The organism is Cryobacterium arcticum, assembly GCF_001679725.1.
Classification (GTDB): Bacteria; Actinomycetota; Actinomycetes; order Actinomycetales; family Microbacteriaceae; genus Cryobacterium; species Cryobacterium arcticum_A.
In genome coordinates, this window is sequence record NZ_CP016282.1 from 3,638,748 (window position 1) to 3,657,816 (window position 19,069).

Consider the following 19,069-nt stretch of genomic DNA (forward strand, 5'->3'; position numbering starts at 1 on the left):
GGGGTGTACCGCGGCCTCCTTCCGGGTGTTTGGCTGTTCATCGCCCAGTAACCGCTGGTCACATCGAACGCTCAGTTCTCCCAAACAGGAAGGAGACCACAATGCTTGGTCTCATCATCAGCCTCATCGTCGTCGGCATCATCGCCGGCGCCGTCGCCCGCCTCGTCGTGCCCGGTCGGCAGAACATCAGCATCCCGATGACCATCGTGCTCGGCATCGTCGGGTCCTTCGTCGGCGGATTCCTCGGTTTCCTGATCTTCCAGCACGACCCGATGGACGGGTTCTTCCAGCCCGCCGGGATCATCGGATCCATCATCGGCGCGATCATCGTGCTCCTGATCTACATCCGCGTCAGCGGCCGCAGCACCGCCCGGGGCTAGCCGGCCTCTCGGTGGCCGCCACCTGGCCGGCCACCGGGGCCGATCCGGCGTCATCCGCTCTCGTTCGCGCACTGAGACCTGAAAGAATTCAACGATGTTCCTGCTCTTCGGTACCCGGACCTCAGAGGCCGTGGTCAACGTCGTCTCATTCGTGTGCGCCTACTGCAACACCATGGCCGAGCAGCACGTTGTGAAGCGATCGACGAAGGTCACGCTCTTCTTCGTCCCGCTGTTCCCGATCTCGTCGAGCCACGTGAATGTCTGCGCCAACTGCGGCGGCCACACCGGTCTAACGACCGCCCAGGTGCGGCACTCCCTGGACTGGGCGCGAGCGCGTAGCGCAGGCTAGCGCTGCGCCTCGCGGCACGCAAAAATGCTCGCAGCGTGCGAAAATGAGCACTTTTTCGCACGCTACGAGCATTTCCCTCCGCTTAGAGCACTGACGCACGCTGCGAGCACTAACGCACGCTGCGAGCGGCGTCAGGTGTTCTGAGGGAAGCCCAGGTTGATGCCGCCGTGGCTGGGGTCCAGCCAGCGGGCCGTGACGGCCTTCTCCCGGGTGTAGAAGTTGATGCCGGCCGGGCCGTAGGCCTTGGCGTCGCCGAACAGGGAGTCCTTCCAGCCGCCGAACGAGTGGTACGCCACTGGCACCGGGATCGGCACGTTGATGCCGACCATGCCCACCTGCACCTCGTGTTGGAACCTGCGGGCGGCCCCACCGTCGTTGGTGAAGATCGCGGTGCCGTTGCCGTACTTGCTGGCGTTGATGACCGCCACGCCGTCGGTGTAGCTGGCCACCCTCAGCACGCTCAGCACCGGGCCGAAGATCTCATCCTGGTAGACGGCCGAGTCCACGCTCACCTTGTCGAACAGGGTGGGGCCGAGCCAGAAGCCGGATGCGTCGCCGTCGACCTCGATGCCGCGACCGTCGATCACGACCTCCGCGCCGTCCGCGTGGGCGATGTCGATGTAACCGGCGACCTTGTCGCGGTGCGCCTCGGTGATGAGCGGGCCCATGTCGCAGCCGCGCATGCCGTCGCCGACCTTGAGTCCCTTCACGCGCTCGGCGATCTTGGCGATCAGCTCGTCCGCGACCGGCTCCACGGCCACGATCACGCTGATGGCCATGCAGCGCTCCCCCGCCGAACCGAAGCCCGCGTTGACCGCGGCATCCGCAGCTAGGTCGAGGTCGGCATCCGGCAGCACCAACATGTGGTTCTTGGCGCCGCCGAGGGCCTGCACCCGCTTGCCGTGGTGGGCGGCGGTCTCATAGATGTACTTGGCGATCGGGGTGGAGCCGACGAAGGAGATGGCCTGCACGTCAGGGTTCACCAGCAGGGCGTCGACGGCCTCCTTGTCGCCGTGCACGACGTTGAAGACCCCGTCGGGCAGGCCGGCCTCGGTGAGCAGGGCGGCGAGCCAATTGGCGGCGGACGGGTCCTTCTCGCTGGGCTTGAGCACGACACAATTGCCCGCGGCGATGGCGATGGGGAAGAACCAGAGCGGCACCATCGCGGGGAAGTTGAACGGGCTGATGATGCCCACCACGCCCAGGGGCTGGCGGAGGGTGTAGACGTCGACGCCGGTGGACACGTTCTCGGAGAACTCGCCCTTGGCCAGGTGCGGCAGGCCCAGCGCAAACTCGACGACCTCGAGGCCACGGGCGATCTCGCCGAGGGCGTCGGAGGTGACCTTGCCGTGTTCGTTGGTGAGGATGTCGGCGAGCTCGCCCTTGCGGGCGTTGAGCAGCTCGCGGAAGGTGAACATGACGCCCTGGCGTTTGGCGATGGAGGCGTCTCGCCACGCGGGGTAGGCGGCCTGGGCCGAGGCGACAACGGTGTCGACGTCGACGGCGGAAGCCAGGGACACCAGGCGCTGCACTGCGCCGGTGGCCGGGTTGTAGACGGGGGCGGTGCGGGTGGAGGTTCCGGTGCCGGGGACACCGTCGATCCAGTGGGTGAGGACGGGAAGGTCGTTCATGTCATCCGATTCTGTTGGGGGTGAGAGCCGTTGATCGAGCTTGTCGAGATCTGGCGACCGTGTCTACGTTCGCGAGGTCGGGTCGCGGGGTCTCGACAAGCTCGACCAGCGCATGGGTGCGTTCTCGAGGTCGGGTCGCGGGGGTCTCGGCAAGCTCGACCAGCGCATGGGTGCGTTCGCGAGGTCGGGTCGCGGGGGTCTCGACAAGCTCGACCAGCGCATGGGTGCGTTCTCGAGGTCGGGTCGCGGGGGTCTCGACAAGCTCGACCAGCGGACGGTCGCCACCATCCCGTCGGTCGAGCTTGTCGAGACCTGATCACAGGAGGTCGAGGCAGAGGACCTCGTCGTAGATGGCCAGGGCCTCGGCGACCTCGTCGTCGGTGACCACGCAGGGCGGCACCACGTGGATGCGGTTGTCCTGCACGAAGGGCAGCAGGTTGCGGGCCAGCAGCTCGGTCTTGATGCGGGCCATCACGGCGGGAGCCACAGGCGCCCGGGTCTCCCGGTCGGCCACGAGCTCGATCGCCCAGAAGACGCCCTCGCCGCGCACCTCCCCGATGATCGGGTGTTTCTCCGCCAATGCCGTGAGGCCGGGGCCGAGCACATCGGCGCCGATCCGGGCGGCGTTCTCCACGATGCCCTCGTCCTCCATGGCATCCAGCGCCGCCACGATCGAGGCCATCGCCAGCGGATGCCCGCTGTAGGTGAGTCCGCCGGGGAACACCGTCGTGTCGAAGTCGGCGGCGATGGCGTCCGAGATGATGACGCCGCCCACCGGCACGTAGCCGGAGTTGACGCCCTTGGCGAAGGTGATCAGGTCGGGCACCACGCCGGAGCCCTCGAAGGCGAACCAGCGTCCGGTACGGCCGAAACCAACCATGACCTCGTCGAGGATCAACAGAATGCCGTACTTGTCGCACAGCGCCCGCACTCCGGTGAGGTAGCCGGGCGGCGGCATGAGCACCCCGGCGGTGCCGGGGATGGACTCGAGCAGCACGGCCGCGATCGACGTGGCGCCCTCGCTCTGGATGACCCGTTCGAGGTGCTGCAGAGCCCGCTCGCACTCGCGCTCGGGGGTGCGGGCCCAGAACTCGCTGCGGTAGAGATAGGGGCCGAAGAAGTGCACGTGGCCGCGGGCGAACTCGTTGGGGATGCGCCGCCAGTCACCGGTGGCGACGATGGCCGCGCCGGTGTTGCCGTGGTACGAGCGGTAGGTGGAGAGCACGGTGTCACGGCCGGTGTGCAGGCGGGCCATCCGGATGGCGTTCTCGTTGGCATCCGCACCGCCATTGGTGAAGAAGACCTTGTTGAAGCCGTCGGGTGCCCGGTCGACGATGCGTTTGGCGGCCTCGCCACGGGCCAGGTTGGCCGTGGACGGGGCGATGGTCGTGAGCAGTTGCGCTTGCTCGATGATGCCCTTGATCACGGCGGGATGCTGGTGGCCGATGTTGACGTTGACCAGCTGACTGGAGAAGTCGAGGTAGGTGCGACCCTCGTGGTCCCAGACCCGGCAGCCGAGACCGCCGGCGATCACGAGGGGCTTCAGTGCCCCCTGAGCCGACCAGGAGTGGAAGACGTGGGCCTTGTCGAGCCGGGTGGTGAGGTCGTTGAGTCCGAGCTCGGTGTCGGTGGATGTGCCGGTGTCGGTGGTGCTGTCGATGTCGGTCACGATGCTTGTTCCTTCGCTTCTGCCCCGCGCAGGCGGGGCGGTGGTGACCGGGCGGCGGGTGTGCCGCCGCCCGGTCGGGGTTGTTCTACTCGCCGCCCTCCTTCAGGGTGACGTCGGTCGGAGTCCAGTCGGCGCCCATGACGTCGACTCCCTCCGCGGTGAGTTCATCCAGGGCCTTCTGCACGTACTCGTTGGAGTAGGCGCTTTCGGGCGGGTCTGTGGTGATGATGGTGGCACCGGTTTCGTTCTTCGTGTTCATCGCGATGTCGACCGTGTTGGCCCAGGCGGCCTCGTCGATCAGGCCGACGCCGTTGGTGGACGGGAAGATCAGCTTGCTGACCTCGTTGGTCATCCAGAGCTGGTGTCCGGCGGGGAGGGCGGAACCGGCGTCGGCCACGATGGTCGCGGCCTCTTCCGGGTTCTGGGCGGCGTAGATCCAGCCCTTGATGGAGGCCTTGATGAACTTCACCGTCTGGTCGGCGTAGGCCTCGTCGTCGGCGAGCTTGTCGGTGTTGGCCCAGATGGCGTCCTGGAGCATCGCGGTGCCTTCCTTGTTCCAGTCGATGACGTTGAGGTCCTCGGGCTGGTACAGCTCACCGGTGTCGGGGTTGATGGTTTCCAGCACCTGCGCGTATTCGTTGTACGTCATGGCCTGGGCCGCGTCGATGTCGCCGGCCAGGAACGCGTTCATGTCGAAGGCCTGCTGCACGAGGCTGATGTCGCCCACCTCGACGCCGTCCTTCTGCATGCCGGCGAAGAGTTCCCACTCGTTGCCGTAGCCCCAGCTGCCGACGTTCTTGCCCTTGAGATCGGCCGGGCTGGTGATGTTCTTGTCCTTGAAGGAGATCTGGGTGGTGGCGCTGCGTTCGAAGATCTGCGCGACGTCGGTGATGTTGGCGCCCTGCTCGATCGAGCCGAGCACCTTGGGCACCCAGGAGATGGCGTAGTCCACGTCGCCGGCGGCGAGCACGTCCTGCGGCACGATGTCGGCGCCGCCCTCCTCGATGGTGACGTCGAGGCCTTCGTCTTCGTAGTAGCCCTGGTCGACGGCGGCGTAGTAGCCGGCGAACTGGGCTTGGGCCACCCACTGCAACTGCAGGGTGACGGGGGTCAGCCCGCCACCTGCGGAGTCATCGGTCGAGGCGGTGTCGTTGGTGGCGCTGCATCCGGAGAGGACGAGTGCGCTGGCCGCGGCGACGGCGCCGGCCGTCGTGAGCCATCGTGTGCTGTGTTTCATGGGTTCCTCCTGAGTAGTACTGCTGCGGGGTGCTGCTGCGGGGGGGTCATGCTGCAAGGCGGGTAACGGATGGTGCGGGTGCTGCCGGTTCTGCTGTGTGGGTACTGCGGGTTGGGTGCTGCGGTGGGTGTTGCGGGGTGACCGACCTGGTGCGTCGGACGATTGTGGGCCTGGGTGGGGCTCAGGCGGTGGGGGCGCGGCGGCTGACCAGTTTCTCGAGGCCGAGCGCCGCGCAGTAGAAGAGGAGGCCGAGGATGATGGAGCCGAGCACGTACGCCCAGGCCAGCCCGTAGTTGGAGCTGGAGGCGGCTGAGGTGATCGACTTGCCGAGGCCGCCGACCGGGCCGCCGAAGTACTCGGCGATGAGGGCGGAGATCACGGCGAGCGATGACGCTATGCGAAGGCCCGTGAACACGAACGGCACGGCGGTGGGCAGGGTGACGGTCTTGGTGGCCTGCCAGCTCGAGGCGGCGTAGGAGCGCATCAGGTCGCGGTGCACCGGGCGCACCATGCGCAGGCCCTTGAGGGTGTTGAAGTACACCGGAACGAACACTGCCAGGGCGGCCACGAGCTGCCGGGCGGTCTCGGCGTTGGCGCCGAACATCGTGTAGAGCACGGGCGCCAGCGCCACGATGGGCACCACCGCGAACGCCGCCACGACGGGCGCGGCCATCTCGTCGAACACCCGCACGAGGGCCGAGAGGATGGCCAGCAGCACGCCGACGATCGCGCCGAGTACCAGGCCGATCAGGGCGTTGCGGCCCGTGACGACCATGCCATTCAGTACGTTCTGCAGGTTGGCGGTGAACTGCTCGCCGATCGCGAACGGACCCGGCAGGATGAACGGCTTGATCGCCAGAACTGTGACGGCACCCTGCCAGAGCAGGATCGCGACGAGGCCGAGGAGAACCGGCGGCAGCACGGTGCGGGCCAAGCCGGAGCGCGAGGGTCCCTGGCGCGCCGGCCCGGCGACCGCCGGAGCCGTCACGCTCGTGCTCGCCCCGGCGCTCATCGTGTCTCGACCCCGCGCGCCCCGGTGGGGGTGGCGCCATGCAGGAGCTCGCGCACCTGGCTGACCGAGTGGAAGAAGTCCTCGTCTTCGCGCAGGTTCTCGCCGCGGTCGCTCATCCGGCCGAGGTTGACGCTGAGCACGTCGCGGATGCGGCCAGGCCTAGGCGACATCACCACCACCCGGTTGGAGAGGAACACCGCCTCCGGAATGGAGTGGGTGACGAAGACCACGGCGGCGCTGGTCTCGGCGCAGATGCGCACGAGCTCGTTCTGCATGCGCTCCCGGGTCATCTCGTCGAGGGCGCCGAACGGTTCGTCCATCAGCAGCAGGCTCGGGCTCTCGGCCAGCGACCGGGCGATCGCCACCCGTTGCTGCATGCCGCCGGAGAGCTGGTCGGGGTAGTGCCCGGCGAAGTCGCTCAGGCCCACGAGCTCGATCAGCTCGGCGGCGCGGTCGCGGCGTGCGGCCTTGCCGGTGCCGTGCAGTTCGAGGGGCAGTTCGATGTTGCCGGTCACCGTACGCCAGGGCAAGAGGCCCGCCTGCTGGAACGCGATGCCGTAGTCCTGGTCGATGCGGGCCTGCCTGGCGCTCTTGCCGAACACCTCGATCGAGCCGTCGGTGGGGGTGTCGAGGTCGGCGATGAGCCGCAGCAGGGTGCTCTTGCCGCAGCCGGAGGGCCCGATCAACGACACGAATTCGCCGGGGGCGACGGTGAGGCTCACCGCATCCAGGGCCGTGACGGATGCGCCCTTGCGGCCGGCGAAGACGCGGCTGACCGCGTTCACCTCCACCGCGTGCTGTACCGGTAGTGCTGCCGTGGTCATGCGGCCACCTCTCCCCTGCGGAATCGACGTAGGAACAGTGAGATCAGGCCGACGAAACCGGCGGCCACGAGGCCCACCAGCACCGACCCGAAGATGGGGGCCCAGGGCTTGCCCGGGTCGCTGCCGGCGGCGCCGGCGTATTCGACGATGAGCCGGCCGATGCCGCCGCGCAGGCCGATGGACACCTCGGCGACGACGCTGCCGATCACGGCGCTGGCCGCCGCGAGGCGGAGGGCGGGCAGCAGGTAGCCCACGCTGGCCGGCAGTCGGAGTCGCCAGAGGGTTTTCCACCAGCCGACCGCGCAACAGTGCATGAGGTCCACGTGGTTGGCGTCGGGTGAGCCGAGGCCCTTGAGGGCGCCGATCGAGACCGGGAAGAAGGCGAGGTAGGAGGCGATCAGCGCCACCGACATCCAGTTCTCCCAGCTGAAGACCCCGAACTCGATCTGCGCGCCCCAGCGGCGCACGAGCGGGGCGAGGGCGATCAGCGGCACGGTCTGGCTGAGGATGATCCAGGGCAGGATGGCCGATTCGGCGAGCTTGAAGCGCTGCATGAGCAGGGCGAGGGCGAGGCCAACGGTGACGCCCACGAGCCAGCCGACCGCGGCGATGCCGAGGGTGAACAGGGAGGCCTCGAGCACGGCCTGCCACATCGGCACCGCGCTGGAGCTGCCGGTGACGGGCTCGACGATGCGTTCGAGCATCACCCAGAGGTGCGGCATGGCCATCTCGCTGGCCCGCGGCAGCACGGTGACCCCGCCGACGATCACGCCGTCGGCGGGCCCGACGACGATGTACAGCTCCCAGAGCAGCGCGAGCGCGAGCACACCGAGCGCGCCCACCAGGATGCGCCGCGGCATCCCCTGGCCGAGCCAGGACCGGCCGCGCGCCGCAGTGGTCGCCCTCGCCGGGGCGGTGCTGACGGAGCCGGTCTGGGTCATACCTTGGCCGTGATGTGATCGGCGAGGGCGGGGATCACGGTCTCGCCGTAGACCCGCAGCGTCTCCTCTTTATTGTCGTGCTGCAGGTAGCCGGCGAACTGGTCGACGCCGAGCTCCTTGAGGGCCTTGAGCTTCTCGATGTGCGCCTCGGCCGGGCCGAGCAGGCAGAACCTGTCGACGATCTCATCGGGCACGAAGTCGGTGTGGGTGTTGCCGGCCCGGCCGTGCTCGTTGTAGTCGTAGCCCTCGCGGCCCTTGATGTAGTCGGTGAGGGCCTTGGGCACTGCGGAGCCTTCGCCGTACTTGGCGACGATGTCGGCCACGTGGTTGCCCACCATGCCGCCGAACCAGCGGTTCTGGTCGCGCATGTGCTGCCAGTCGTCGCCGATGTGCATGGGCGCTGCGACGCAGAACTTGATCGCCTCGGGGTCGCGGCCCGCATTGGTGGCGGCGGTGCGCACGGTCTTGATCATCCACTCGGCCACGTCGAGGTCGGCCATCTGCAGGATGAAGCCGTCACCGACCTCGCCGGTGAGCTTGAGCGCGAGCGGACCGTAGGCGGCCACCCACACGTCGAGGGTCGAGCCCTGGCTCCAGGGGAATTGCAGGGTGGCGCCGTTGTACTCCACCGACCGGGAGTTGGCGAGCTCGCGGATGACGTGGATCGACTCCCGCAGGGTCTTCAGCGTGCTGGGCCGGCCGTTGGTGACCCGCACCGCGGAGTCACCGCGGCCGATGCCGCAGATGGTGCGGTTGCCGTACATCTCGTTGAGCGTGGCGTACGTGGAAGCCGTGACCGTCCAGTCCCGGGTGGCCGGGTTGGTGACCATGGGACCCACGATCACCTTGCGGGTCTCATTGAGGATTTTGCTGTAGATCACATAGGGTTCCTGCCAGAGCAGGTGCGAGTCGAAGGTCCACACGTGGCTGAAGCCGTGGTTCTCGGCCAACACGGCCAGCTGCACGGTGCGCGCCGAGGGCGGGTTGGTCTGGAGTACTGCGCCGAAGTCCATGGTGCCCCCTAGATCAGGTACTGGCTGAGGCCGCGTTTGATGTACTTGCCATCACCCTTGGCGCCGAGGTACTGGTTGTTGTCGATGACGACCTTGCCGCGGGAGAGCACGGTGTCGACGTGGCCGTCGATCTCGTAGCCTTCCCAGGCGGAGTAGTCCATGTTCATGTGGTGGGTCTTGTCCACTCCGATGGAGGTGTGCCCGTTCGGGTCGTAGATCACCACGTCGCCGTCGGCACCGGGCTGGATGACTCCCTTCTTGCCGTACATGCCGAACATGCGCGCGGGGGTGGTGGAGGTGACCTCCACCCAGCGTTCGAGGGAGATCTGCTTGTCGACCACGCCCTGGTACAAGAGGTCCATCCGGTGCTCGACCGAGCCGATGCCGTTGGGGATCTTGGAGAAGTCGGTCAGGCCCATGTCCTTCTGGCCCTTCATGCAGAACGGGCAGTGGTCGGTGGAGACCATCTGGATGTCGTTCGTGCGCAGGCTCTGCCACATGTGGTGCTGGTGGCCCTCGGCCTTGGAGCGCAAGGGGGTGGAGCAGACCCACTTCGCTCCCTCGAAGGTGCCCCATTCGTCGCTCTGGGCGCCGAGCTGGTCTTCCAGAGAAAGGTAGAGGTACTGAGGACAAGTCTCGCCGAACACGTTCTGGCCGCGGTCGCGGGCAATGGCGATCTGCTCGACGGCCTGCTTGGCGCTCACGTGCACCACGTAGAGCGGCGCCCCGGTGAGGTTGGCGAGCATGATGGCCCGGTGGGTGGCTTCCTCCTCGGCCTGCCAGGGGCGGGTGAGGCCGTGATAGTAGGGCGTGGTGTTGCCAGCGGCGATGGCCTGCTGCACGAGCAGGTCGATGACGCTGCCGTTCTCGGCGTGCATCATGATCATGCTGCCGTTGCTGGATGCCTTCTGCATCGCCTTGACGATCTGGCCGTCGTCGGAGAGGAACACACCCTTGTAGGCCATGAAGAGCTTGAAGCTGGAGACGCCCTCGTTGACGAGCTCGTCCATCGCGACGAGGGAGGAGTCCTGCACGTCGGAGAGGATCTGGTGGAAGCCGTAGTCGATGGCGCACTCGCCGCGAGCCTTGTCCTGCCAGGCGGCGTATTGGTCGAGCACGTTCTCGCCGGCGTACTGCACCACGAAGTCGACGATGCTCGTGGTGCCGCCCCAGGCGGCGGCGCGGGTGCCGGTCTCGAAGGTGTCGCTGGCCTCGGTGCCGCCGAACGGCATCTGCATGTGGGTGTGCGCGTCGATGCCGCCGGGGATCACATACTTGCCGGCGGCGTCGATCACGGTGTCGACGTTCCGCTCGATATCGAAGCCGAGCAGGGTGGAGCCGGGGGCGAGCACCGCGGCGATGATGTCGCCGTCGATCAGCACATCCGCTGTGGCCGTGCCCGTGGAATTGACCACGGTGCCGTTCTTGATCAGGGTCTTCATCAGTGGTTCTCCTGTTCGCTTCTGTGTCGCTACTTCGTCTGTGGGTCGTGCCGTCTCGCTGGTCGAGCTTGTCGAGCGCCGTACTGAGCCTGTCGAAGTGACCTCGTGAGCCGTCTTCGGAACGTAGGCCGGGTCACCGGGTCTCGACAAGCTCGACCACCGTGGGGCTGGGTCTCGAGGGCCTGGTCACCGGGTCTACTTCGACAAGCTCAGTACGACGTCGACAAGCTCGACCGCCGTGGGGCTGGGTCTTGAGGGCCGAGTCGCGGGGTCTCGACAGGCTCGACCGACGGATGGTGCGGCCTCGAGACCGGGCTACGGCTTGGGGATCGAGGTGTAGGACTCCGGGCGGCGGTCCCGGTAGAACTGCCAGTTGTTGCGCACCTGGCGGATCATGCCGAGGTCGAGGTCGCGGATCACGACCTCCTCGTCGACGCCGCTGCCGAGCTCGCCCACGTAGTTGCCCTGCGGGTCGACGAACTGGCTCGTGCCGTAGAACGTCACAGCGGCCTCGCCGTACTCGTTGTCCTCCCGGCCCACCCGGTTGGGTGCGGCCACGAAGTATCCGTTCGCGGCGGCGGCGGCCGGCTGCTCGATCTCCCAGAGCCGGTTCGAGAGGCCCGGCTTGGTGGCGTTGGGGTTGAAGACGATCTGCGCGCCGTTGAGGCCCAGTTCGCGCCAGCCCTCGGGGAAGTGCCGGTCGTAGCAGATGTACACGCCGATCGGTCCGACGGCGGTGTTGAAGACGGGGTAGCCGAGGTTGCCGGGGCGGAAGTAGAACTTCTCCCAGAACTTGTCGAGGTGGGGGATGTGGTGCTTGCGGTACTTGCCGAGGATCGTGCCATCGGCATCCACCACGACCGCGGTGTTGTAGTACACGCCGGGCTGCTCCTCCTCATAAATGGGGAGCACCATGACCAGGTTGAGTTCCTTGGCCAGCTTGGCGAAGCGCTGCACGATGGGGCCGTCGGCCGGTTCGGCGTAGTCGTAGTACTTGGCGTCTTCGGTGATACCGAAGTAGGGGCCGTAGAACAGCTCCTGGAAGCAGATGACCTGGGCGCCGTCGGCGGCCGCATCGCGGGCGAACTTCTCGTGCTTGTCGAGCATCGAGTCGATATCCCCCGTCCACGTGGTCTGGGTGATCGCCGCTCGCACGATGTTGGATGTGCCGAGTCTGGATGGGTCGGTGCTCATACTCTTGCCTCCACTGGGTCTCACACGGTGGGAACCTCGTCAGCAGGAAAGCAAGACATCGCTTTATGGGCGAGCCATACGGGGAAGAGCCTGTCGAGATCGAGCCACATTACGGTGTCCGGTTTTGTTATTATTCGACGTAAACATTTCTGTTCTGTTTCTTCATATGACGCATGCGTAAATCATCCTGTCGTTCGGGCATGCTTTTTGGCAAGCATCCGGGCGAGGAAGGACATCATGCAGCTCTATCTCGACGAGATCGAACAGGCCACTCCGGCCGGTATCGCCGCCGCGCTGGGCCGCTTGATCAGCTCCGGCCGGCTCGCCCCCGGCGAGCGCCTGCCCACGGTGCGCGACCTCGCCGCACTCCTCGGTGTGAGCCCGGCCACGGTGAGTCACGCCTGGCAGGCACTGTCGTCGGCGGGCCTGATCGTCTCCCGGGGCCGCAGCGGCACGTTCGTGCGGGAGCCGTCCCGGCACTGGCTGCCCGCCCGCACCCAGACGCTCGCCGGGCACGTGAGCGACGCCCGGATCGACCTCTCGCGGGGCACCCCGGACCCGCTGCTCTTGCCCGCTCTCGGGCCGGCGCTCTCCCGGGTCTCGCAGCGGGCCATGACGCCCAGCTACCAGGCGCTCCCGGTGATTCCCGAGCTGCTCACCGTGCTCACGGGCTCGTGGCCCTACCCCGCCGAGGCGATCACGGTGGTCGACGGTGCACTCGACGCCGTCTCCCGCAGCCTCGAGCAGGTCGCCAGATTCGGCGACCGGGTCATCGTCGAGGACCCCGGCTTCCCGCCGTTCTTCGACCTGCTCGACCAGATGGGCATCGAGCGGCTGCCCGTGGCCGTGGACGCGGAGGGCATCGTGCCGGATGCGTTCCAGGCGGCGCTCGCGCTGTCGCCGGCCGCCGTGATCCTGCAGCCCCGGGCGCACAACCCCACCGGCGCCTCGATGTCGGCCGACCGCGCGGCCGAGCTCGCCCGGCTGCTGGGCGCCAGCCCCCGGGCCGCGCACACCGTGGTGATCGAGGACGACCACTCCGGAGCCATCAGCACTTCCCCGGATGTGTCGCTCGGCCGTTGGCTGCCCGAGCGGGTGCTGCACGTGCGCAGCTACTCCAAGTCGCACGGGCCCGACCTGCGCATCGCCGCGCTCGGCGGACCGGCGGCGCTCGTGGACCGCATCGTGGCCCGCCGCATGCTCGGGCCGGGCTGGACCAGCCGGATGCTGCAGACCATCCTGCACGAACTGCTCACCGACGGCGCGAGCATGGCGCAGGTCAACGAGGCCCGGCACGTGTACTTCGCGAGGCAGAAGGCGCTGGCGGATGCCCTCACCGGGTTCGGCCTGCCCCTGACCCGCGCCGACGGCATCAACGCGTGGGTGCCGGTGGCCGACGAACGCGACGCCATCGTGCGGTTGGCGGCCTCGGGCATCCGGGTGGCCGGCGGCAGCCCGTTTCTCGCATCGGAGCGGCCGGAGTCGTTCATCCGGGTGACGGCCGGGGCGCTGCCCGACGACGTGCTGCCGGTGGCCCGGGCGATCGCGGCCGCGGCCGGGGTGCTCCCGGTCTGACGGGCTCAGCGGGGAGCATGCACGGTGCGCCGGTCGAGCCCGTCGACAGCTCGTGAGACAGCCTGCACAGCCGGTACCGGAATCGCCCGCGTGACGACCCGAAACCCGCGCGGTGTCGGCAGTCAGCCCCATAAGCCGAGCCTGTCCTTCGTGGCGGGGCACCCGGCCGATGCCTAGCATTACAGGCACACCGGCGCCGATGTGTGAATCGGTCCAGCCGCATCCGTTCAGCTAGGAGACCCATGTTCGACACCTTTTTCGGTCTGCCGCTTCACCCCCTCGTTGTGCACGCGACCGAGGTGATCGTACCGACAGCCGCCCTGGTGCTCCTGCTCGCCGCGGCTTGGCCGCGCTTTCGCCGCTGGGCCCGTTTCCTGCCGCTTGGTCTGGCCCTGGCGGCACTGGTGCTCGTGCCGCTCTCCACCGAGTCCGGCGAGGCCCTGGAGGAACGCGTCTCGGAGTCGGGGCTGGTGGAGACCCACGCCGACCTGGCCGAGGGGCTGCTGCCCTGGGTGATCGGCCTCGTCGTGGTGGCCGGCGTGCTGCTCTGGTGGAACTGGTCGGAGCGATCGGCGCGGAAGCCGATGAAGTGGGTAGCCATCGTGCTCATCGTCGCCGCAGCCCTCGTGTCGACCGGAACCGTCGTGCAGGCCGTCAGGATCGGGCACAGTGGTGCAGCGGCCGTGTGGTCGGACAGCGTGGGCACGCCGCCGAAGTAGTCGCGCTGCCCGCTGGATTGCGGACTTCCAGCCTTCGTTTCTGTATCGAAGGCCGGAAGTCCGCAATTGAATGTTGCTGCTGGGCACGGCCGGGTCGCGGGCGCCTTGGACCGGGGGCATGCTGGGGCGAAAGCAGTGCGGGCCGGACAGAGGCGGGGGCTCGCCCGGCGCCGCACGCGCGACGCCTGGGAGGAACCATGATCGACGGATTTGCCGGCACCATCCTCGTGCCCGGATCGGCAGACTACCCGGTGGCCGCGACCGCCTTCGGCACCCTCGGCAGCCCGGCGATGATCGCGAGACCGACCACCGCGGTGGCTGCCTCGGCCGCGGTGCGGTACGCACGAGCCCAGGGACTTCCGCTGGCGGTGCGCGGCGGCGGGCACAGCCCGTTCAGCACCAATGACGGCGGGATGGTGCTGGACCTCCGCGACATTCGCGAGGTGGAGGTGCTCGACGGCAACCGGGTGCGCATCGGCGGCGGCGCGATCTGGGGCGACGTGGCCCTGGAGCTGCAGCCGTACGGGCTGGCGATCTCCTCGGGCGACACCTATTCGGTGGGGGTCGGCGGCCTCACCCTGGGCGGCGGCATCGGCTGGCTGGTACGTCAGCAAGGCCTGGCCATCGACAGCCTGGTCGAGGCCGAGGTGGTGCTTCTCAGCGGGGACATCGTGACCGCCAGCGCCACGGCCGAGCCGGAACTGTTCTGGGCGCTGCGCGGCGGTGGCGGCAACTTCGGGGTGGTAACCCGGTTCACGTTCCAGGCGCATCCGTTGCCCGGAGTGATCGCGGGGTCGATCGACGTGGACCCGGCCCTGCTGGCCGAGACGCTGCACGACTGGCGGGATGTGATGCGGCAGGCGCCCGAGCAACTGAACTCGACGGTGATCGCGATGCCCGTGTTCGGTCCGGGCATGCCGGTGGTGACGAAGATCCTGGTGTGCTTCGGCGGCGACGATGCCGGGCAGGCGTTGACGGCCATCCAGCCGCTGCTCGACCTGCCGGGGGTGCGCACCGAGGATGTGGCGCCCAAGCCGTACTTGGAGATGCTCGAGCAGGGCACTCCGGCGCCCGCGCCGATGCGCATGGTCACCCACAACGGCTTCGCCAGCGACCTTGACGACGATCTCATCGGGCGACTCGCCGCCACTCATGCCACCCTCAGCGGGTTCGGCGCGGCCACGCTCATGCTGCGGTACCTGCGCGGAGCCTTCAACCGGACGCCGGCGGATGCGACGGCGGTGGCGTACCGAGACGCCGAGGCGTTCGTGGTGGCGGCGGCGTTCCTACCGCCGGACGCCCCGGCCGACGCGGAGGAACGCATCCAGGACGGGTGGGGCGCCGTGGCCGAGGCCATGCTGGGTAGCTATGGCAATTTCACCCCGTACCCGAACTCCGGCACCATCACGAGCATGTACCCGCCGGCCACCGCCGAGCGCTTGCGCGCAGCCAAGCGGCACTACGACCCCGGGAACGTGCTCGCGTTCAACCACAACATCGTGCCGTAGCCCGCTGGAAGACGGGCCGAGGGGCGCATGGCGCTCCGGTGGGGCGGGCGACCTGGTGGGAAGCCAGAGTGGCTGGGCGGGGTGACTGAAACAGCTGCGCTGGCACGACGCCGCTGGGCGGGTGGCGCGCCCGGGGCGAATCGGCGCCTGACCCGCGCATCGCGCCGGGCAGCGTCCGCACGCCGAGTAGCGCGGGGGACGCGCCGCTGCGCGGGTGCCCCGCCCAGGCGACGGACGGCAGCTCGAACGCCTCCGCCCGAAAGCGGATGGGTTTAGGCTGGATATGACCCCCGGTTCGATCTGACCGGTTGCGCTGGCCCGGATTTGGGCGGCAGGTCGGGGCATTGCCTCCAGTTCTCTCCCCCACCTTGTACGAGCTCCTCCGTTGGAGGCACAGCCTCTCGCCACTGCGCTGCGGTGTGGTTCTTACGCCGTCGCCGCTGTGTCGGCGCCGCCGACGGATGCCGGGCTCCCGCCTCAGATTGGTCTCATGAAGACTCGCTACCCCACTTTTGCCGCTGCCGCGGCCGTGCTGCTGCTGGCCGGCTGCGCATCCGGCTCGACCGGTGCCGCGCCTGTCGCCACGGCCTCGCCCGGAGGCCCGGGCGCGTACCCCGTGTCGTTCGACAACTGCGACACCTCGCTCACCCTCACGGCCGCGCCCGAGCGGATCGTGACGATCAAGTCCACCACCACCGAACTGCTGCTGGCCCTGGGCCTCGGCGACCGCATCGTGGGCTCGGCGTTCCTCGACGGCCCGCTGCCGGCATCCCTCGCAGAAGAGGGCGCCGATCTCAATGTGATCAGCGACTTCGTTCCCGGCCAGGAAGCCGTGCTGACGCTGAACCCTGACTTCGTCTACGGCGGCTGGGAGTCCAACTTCTCGGCCGAGGGCGTGGGCGAACGCGACGCTCTCGCGGCGCTCGGCATCGGCAGCTACGTGTCGCCGGCCGCCTGCAAGGGCGACGCGATGCCCGACCCGCTCACCTTCGACACCGTGTTCGGCGAGATCGACGAGGCCGGCACGCTCTTCGGGGTTCCGGATGCCGCCGCGACGCTCGTCTCCGACCAGGAGGCCGCGCTGGCCGCGCTCAAGCCCGCCACCGGGGAGACCACGGCGCTCTGGTACTCGAGCGGCACCGACACTCCGTATGTCGGCGCCGGCATCGGCGCTCCGCAGATGATCATGGACGCCGCGGGCCTCACCAACATCTTCGCCGACGTGCACGACACCTGGACCTCGGCCGGCTGGGAGTCCGTCGTGGCGGCGAACCCGAGCGTGATCGTGCTCGTGGACGCCACCTGGAACACCGCTGACTCCAAGATCGCTCTGCTCGAGGGCAACCCGGCCACCGCCGGACTCGACGCCGTGGTGAACCACCGCTACATCACCGTGCCGTTCGCGGCCGGCGAGGCAGGCATCCGCAACGTGGAGGCGGCCGGGTCCATCATCGACCAGCTCGCCGCGCTCGACGCACAGTAGACCGCGCCGAACGCATCGACCGTTCGCACCGAGGAGCAGGAATGAGGGAGCAGGGATGACCGGAACGACGCACCCCCGCGACACTCGTCCGTCGGTGCAGAAGCGTGCCGCGCCCGGCGGGAGCCGCGGTGCGGCATCCGTCACAGTGCGTCGTGGCCGGCCGGGTAGATACCTGTTCTGGCTGGTCACTGCGTTCGTGGCCCTGCTTCTCGGCTGCGCCGTTGCCGTGACGATCGGCCCGGCCAACGTGAGCCTGGCGCAGGTTGTGGGCAGCGTGGGCAGCCACCTCGGCCTGCCCGGTCTCACCGGCGGCACCCCGGTGCCGCCCCTGACCGACGCCATCGTGTGGCAGCTGCGGATGCCGCGCGTGCTCACGGCCGCCATGGTGGGCGCGGGCCTCGCCCTCAGCGGCGCGGTCATGCAGAGCGTCACCCGTAACCCGCTGGCCGACCCGTACCTACTCGGGCTGTCGTCGGGGGCGTCGCTCGGGGCGGTCTGCGTGGTCATCCTCGGCGTGGGCTTCGCGCTGCCGGCTGCGGCTTTCGCCGGGGCCCTGATCGCGCTGTTCGCCACGCTCAACATCGCCCGCGTCGGCGGCAGCATCACCCCGGGCCGCGCCGTGCTGGCCGGGCTGGCAATCGCCCAGCTGGGCTCGGCGGGCACCTCGTTCATCATCTTCTGGGCGGCCAAAGGCGACTCCTACCGGGAGATCCTCAACTGGCTGCTCGGCTCCCTGGCCGGCAGCTCCTGGACCAGCGTGCTGATCTCCACCACCGCGCTCGTCCTGGTGGGTACGGGCATCCTGCTCGCCGCCAGCCGACTGGATGCGTTCACCTTCGGCGACACGAACGCCGCGTCGCTGGGTATCAACGTGAACGCCACCCGCTGGGGATTCCTCGTGGCGGTCGCGCTGCTCACCGGCGCGATGGTGGCCGTGAGCGGGGCGATCGGGTTCGTGGGGCTGATCCTGCCGCACCTGGTGCGCGGACTCAGCGGTCCGGGGCACCGACGCCTGCTGCCGCTCGTCGCGGTGGTCGGCGCGCTGTTCCTGGTGCTCGCCGACACCCTCGCCCGCACAGTGTTCGACCCCCGGGAGCTGCCCGTGGGCATCATCACGGCGTTCATCGGGGTGCCCGTTTTCATCCTGCTGATCAAGCGCAAGCGAAGCGCGGCCTGGGCATGAGCGGCGAACGCGGCGTTGCCGCCACATCCGCACCCCGAGTTGCCGCAAACCCCCCTCTAAAGAGCGCTGAAGGGGCAGTTTTCCGCAACTCGGGAGCGCCGGACGACGGCGTGGTGCTCGACGGGATCTCCCTCAGCATCGAGGGCACGCGCATCCTGCACGAGATCTCGGCACGCCTGCCGTCGGGCACCGTCACGGGACTGCTCGGGCCCAACGGCGCCGGCAAGTCGAGCCTGCTGCGCATCATCGCGGGCATCGACCGGGCGGATGCCGGCACCGTCACCCTCGACGGCACCGTCGTGGGGCTGCTCCGCCGGCGGGAGGCCGCGCGGCGCATCGCCCTGCTCGAGCAGAACGTGGCACCCAGCGTGGACCTCTCCGTGCGAGAGGTCGTGCTACTCGGCCGCATCCCACACCGGAGCCGGTTGCTCGGCAGCTTCGGCGGCGAGGACGACCTCGGTGTGGCGACCGAGGCGCTGGCGATGGTGGGCGCCGCCGATCTCATCGAGCGGCGCTGGCACACGCTCAGCGGTGGCCAGCAGCAGCGGGTGCAGATCGCGCGGGCGCTGGCCCAGCGTCCGAGCCTCTTGCTGCTCGACGAGCCGACCAACCACCTCGACGTGAGCGCGCAGCTGTCGTTGCTGCACCAGGTGCGCGGCCTCGGCCTCACCTCGGTGCTGGCCCTGCACGACCTCAATCTCGCGGCCGCCTACTGCGACCGGATCGTGCTGCTGCAGGCCGGGCGGGTGGCCGCGTTCGGCACGCCCGCCGAGGTGCTGAGCCCCGACATCATCGAAGCGGTCTACGGCGTCGACTGCGACATCGTGCCGCATCCCCGCACCGGGCACCCCGTGATCGTGTTCTCCGGCCCCGCACCAACCGGCACCTGACAGCCCCACGGATCTACCG

Annotated in this window: 17 protein-coding genes; 8 read left to right on the forward strand and 9 right to left on the reverse strand. The window is 68.7% G+C overall.

All coding sequences use genetic code 11. The annotated features are described in order from the left end of the window. Positions 1-101: 101 nt before the first annotated feature. Positions 102-380, forward strand: coding sequence for a GlsB/YeaQ/YmgE family stress response membrane protein (locus tag PA27867_RS16530; protein ID WP_066598176.1), 279 nt, complete (start codon positions 102-104; stop codon positions 378-380). A gap of 94 nt (positions 381-474) precedes the next feature. Beyond that, positions 475-729 carry a zinc-ribbon domain-containing protein gene (locus tag PA27867_RS16535; protein WP_066598177.1) on the forward strand — a complete coding sequence of 85 codons (255 nt, stop codon included), beginning with the start codon at positions 475-477 and terminating at the stop codon, positions 727-729. A 131-nt stretch (positions 730-860) separates the two neighbouring features. On the opposite strand, the gene PA27867_RS16540 is transcribed toward PA27867_RS16535, so the two are convergent. From PA27867_RS16540 to PA27867_RS16585, 9 genes are all read right to left on the reverse strand, one after another. After that, positions 861-2,360 (reverse strand): CoA-acylating methylmalonate-semialdehyde dehydrogenase, encoded by a 1,500-nt coding sequence (locus PA27867_RS16540; RefSeq protein WP_066598178.1) that lies wholly within the window; start codon positions 2,358-2,360, stop codon positions 861-863. 316 nt (positions 2,361-2,676) lie between these two features. Next, positions 2,677-4,020 carry an aspartate aminotransferase family protein gene (locus tag PA27867_RS16550; protein ID WP_066600198.1) on the reverse strand — a complete coding sequence of 448 codons (1,344 nt, stop codon included), beginning with the start codon at positions 4,018-4,020 and terminating at the stop codon, positions 2,677-2,679. Positions 4,021-4,114: 94 nt separating this feature from the next. Beyond that, complete coding sequence (locus tag PA27867_RS16555; RefSeq protein WP_066598180.1) at positions 4,115-5,266, reverse strand: ABC transporter substrate-binding protein; 1,152 nt, start codon at positions 5,264-5,266, stop codon at positions 4,115-4,117. A 181-nt stretch (positions 5,267-5,447) separates the two neighbouring features. Beyond that, positions 5,448-6,278: an ABC transporter permease gene (locus tag PA27867_RS16560; RefSeq protein ID WP_066598181.1), complete on the reverse strand. Its 831-nt coding sequence runs from the start codon at positions 6,276-6,278 to the stop codon at positions 5,448-5,450. After that, positions 6,275-7,102 carry an ABC transporter ATP-binding protein gene (locus PA27867_RS16565; protein WP_066598182.1) on the reverse strand — a complete coding sequence of 276 codons (828 nt, stop codon included), beginning with the start codon at positions 7,100-7,102 and terminating at the stop codon, positions 6,275-6,277. The genes PA27867_RS16560 and PA27867_RS16565 overlap by 4 nt, the downstream gene beginning before the upstream one ends. Continuing rightward, entirely contained in the window at positions 7,099-8,043 is a 945-nt protein-coding gene (locus PA27867_RS16570; RefSeq protein WP_084021253.1) for an ABC transporter permease, read from the reverse strand. Before PA27867_RS16570 ends, PA27867_RS16565 begins: the two co-directional genes overlap by 4 nt. Continuing rightward, positions 8,040-9,056: a TIGR03842 family LLM class F420-dependent oxidoreductase gene (locus tag PA27867_RS16575; protein ID WP_066598183.1), complete on the reverse strand. Its 1,017-nt coding sequence runs from the start codon at positions 9,054-9,056 to the stop codon at positions 8,040-8,042. Before PA27867_RS16575 ends, PA27867_RS16570 begins: the two co-directional genes overlap by 4 nt. A gap of 8 nt (positions 9,057-9,064) precedes the next feature. Beyond that, positions 9,065-10,501 carry a dihydropyrimidinase gene (gene hydA, locus PA27867_RS16580; RefSeq protein WP_157109374.1) on the reverse strand — a complete coding sequence of 479 codons (1,437 nt, stop codon included), beginning with the start codon at positions 10,499-10,501 and terminating at the stop codon, positions 9,065-9,067. 312 nt (positions 10,502-10,813) lie between these two features. After that, the gene (locus PA27867_RS16585; RefSeq protein WP_157109270.1) at positions 10,814-11,692 is read right to left on the reverse strand and encodes a nitrilase-related carbon-nitrogen hydrolase; all 879 of its coding nucleotides are present in this window, start codon (positions 11,690-11,692) and stop codon (positions 10,814-10,816) included. A 237-nt stretch (positions 11,693-11,929) separates the two neighbouring features. Here PA27867_RS16585 and PA27867_RS16590 point away from each other — a divergent pair, with 237 nt between their 5' ends. From PA27867_RS16590 to PA27867_RS16615, 6 genes are all read left to right on the forward strand, one after another. Further along, complete coding sequence (locus PA27867_RS16590) at positions 11,930-13,267, forward strand: PLP-dependent aminotransferase family protein (protein ID WP_066598185.1); 1,338 nt, start codon at positions 11,930-11,932, stop codon at positions 13,265-13,267. 242 nt (positions 13,268-13,509) lie between these two features. Continuing rightward, entirely contained in the window at positions 13,510-13,986 is a 477-nt protein-coding gene (locus tag PA27867_RS16595) for a DUF2231 domain-containing protein (RefSeq protein ID WP_066598186.1), read from the forward strand. Positions 13,987-14,183: 197 nt separating this feature from the next. Beyond that, positions 14,184-15,494: an FAD-binding oxidoreductase gene (locus PA27867_RS16600; protein ID WP_066598187.1), complete on the forward strand. Its 1,311-nt coding sequence runs from the start codon at positions 14,184-14,186 to the stop codon at positions 15,492-15,494. 490 nt (positions 15,495-15,984) lie between these two features. Next, positions 15,985-16,977, forward strand: a complete 993-nt coding sequence (locus tag PA27867_RS16605) for a putative F420-0 ABC transporter substrate-binding protein (protein WP_066598188.1) — start codon at positions 15,985-15,987, stop codon at positions 16,975-16,977. A gap of 55 nt (positions 16,978-17,032) precedes the next feature. Next, the gene (locus PA27867_RS16610) at positions 17,033-18,160 is read left to right on the forward strand and encodes a putative F420-0 ABC transporter permease subunit (protein ID WP_084021254.1); all 1,128 of its coding nucleotides are present in this window, start codon (positions 17,033-17,035) and stop codon (positions 18,158-18,160) included. 110 nt (positions 18,161-18,270) lie between these two features. After that, entirely contained in the window at positions 18,271-19,050 is a 780-nt protein-coding gene (locus PA27867_RS16615; RefSeq protein WP_066598189.1) for an ABC transporter ATP-binding protein, read from the forward strand. Positions 19,051-19,069: the final 19 nt, after the last annotated feature.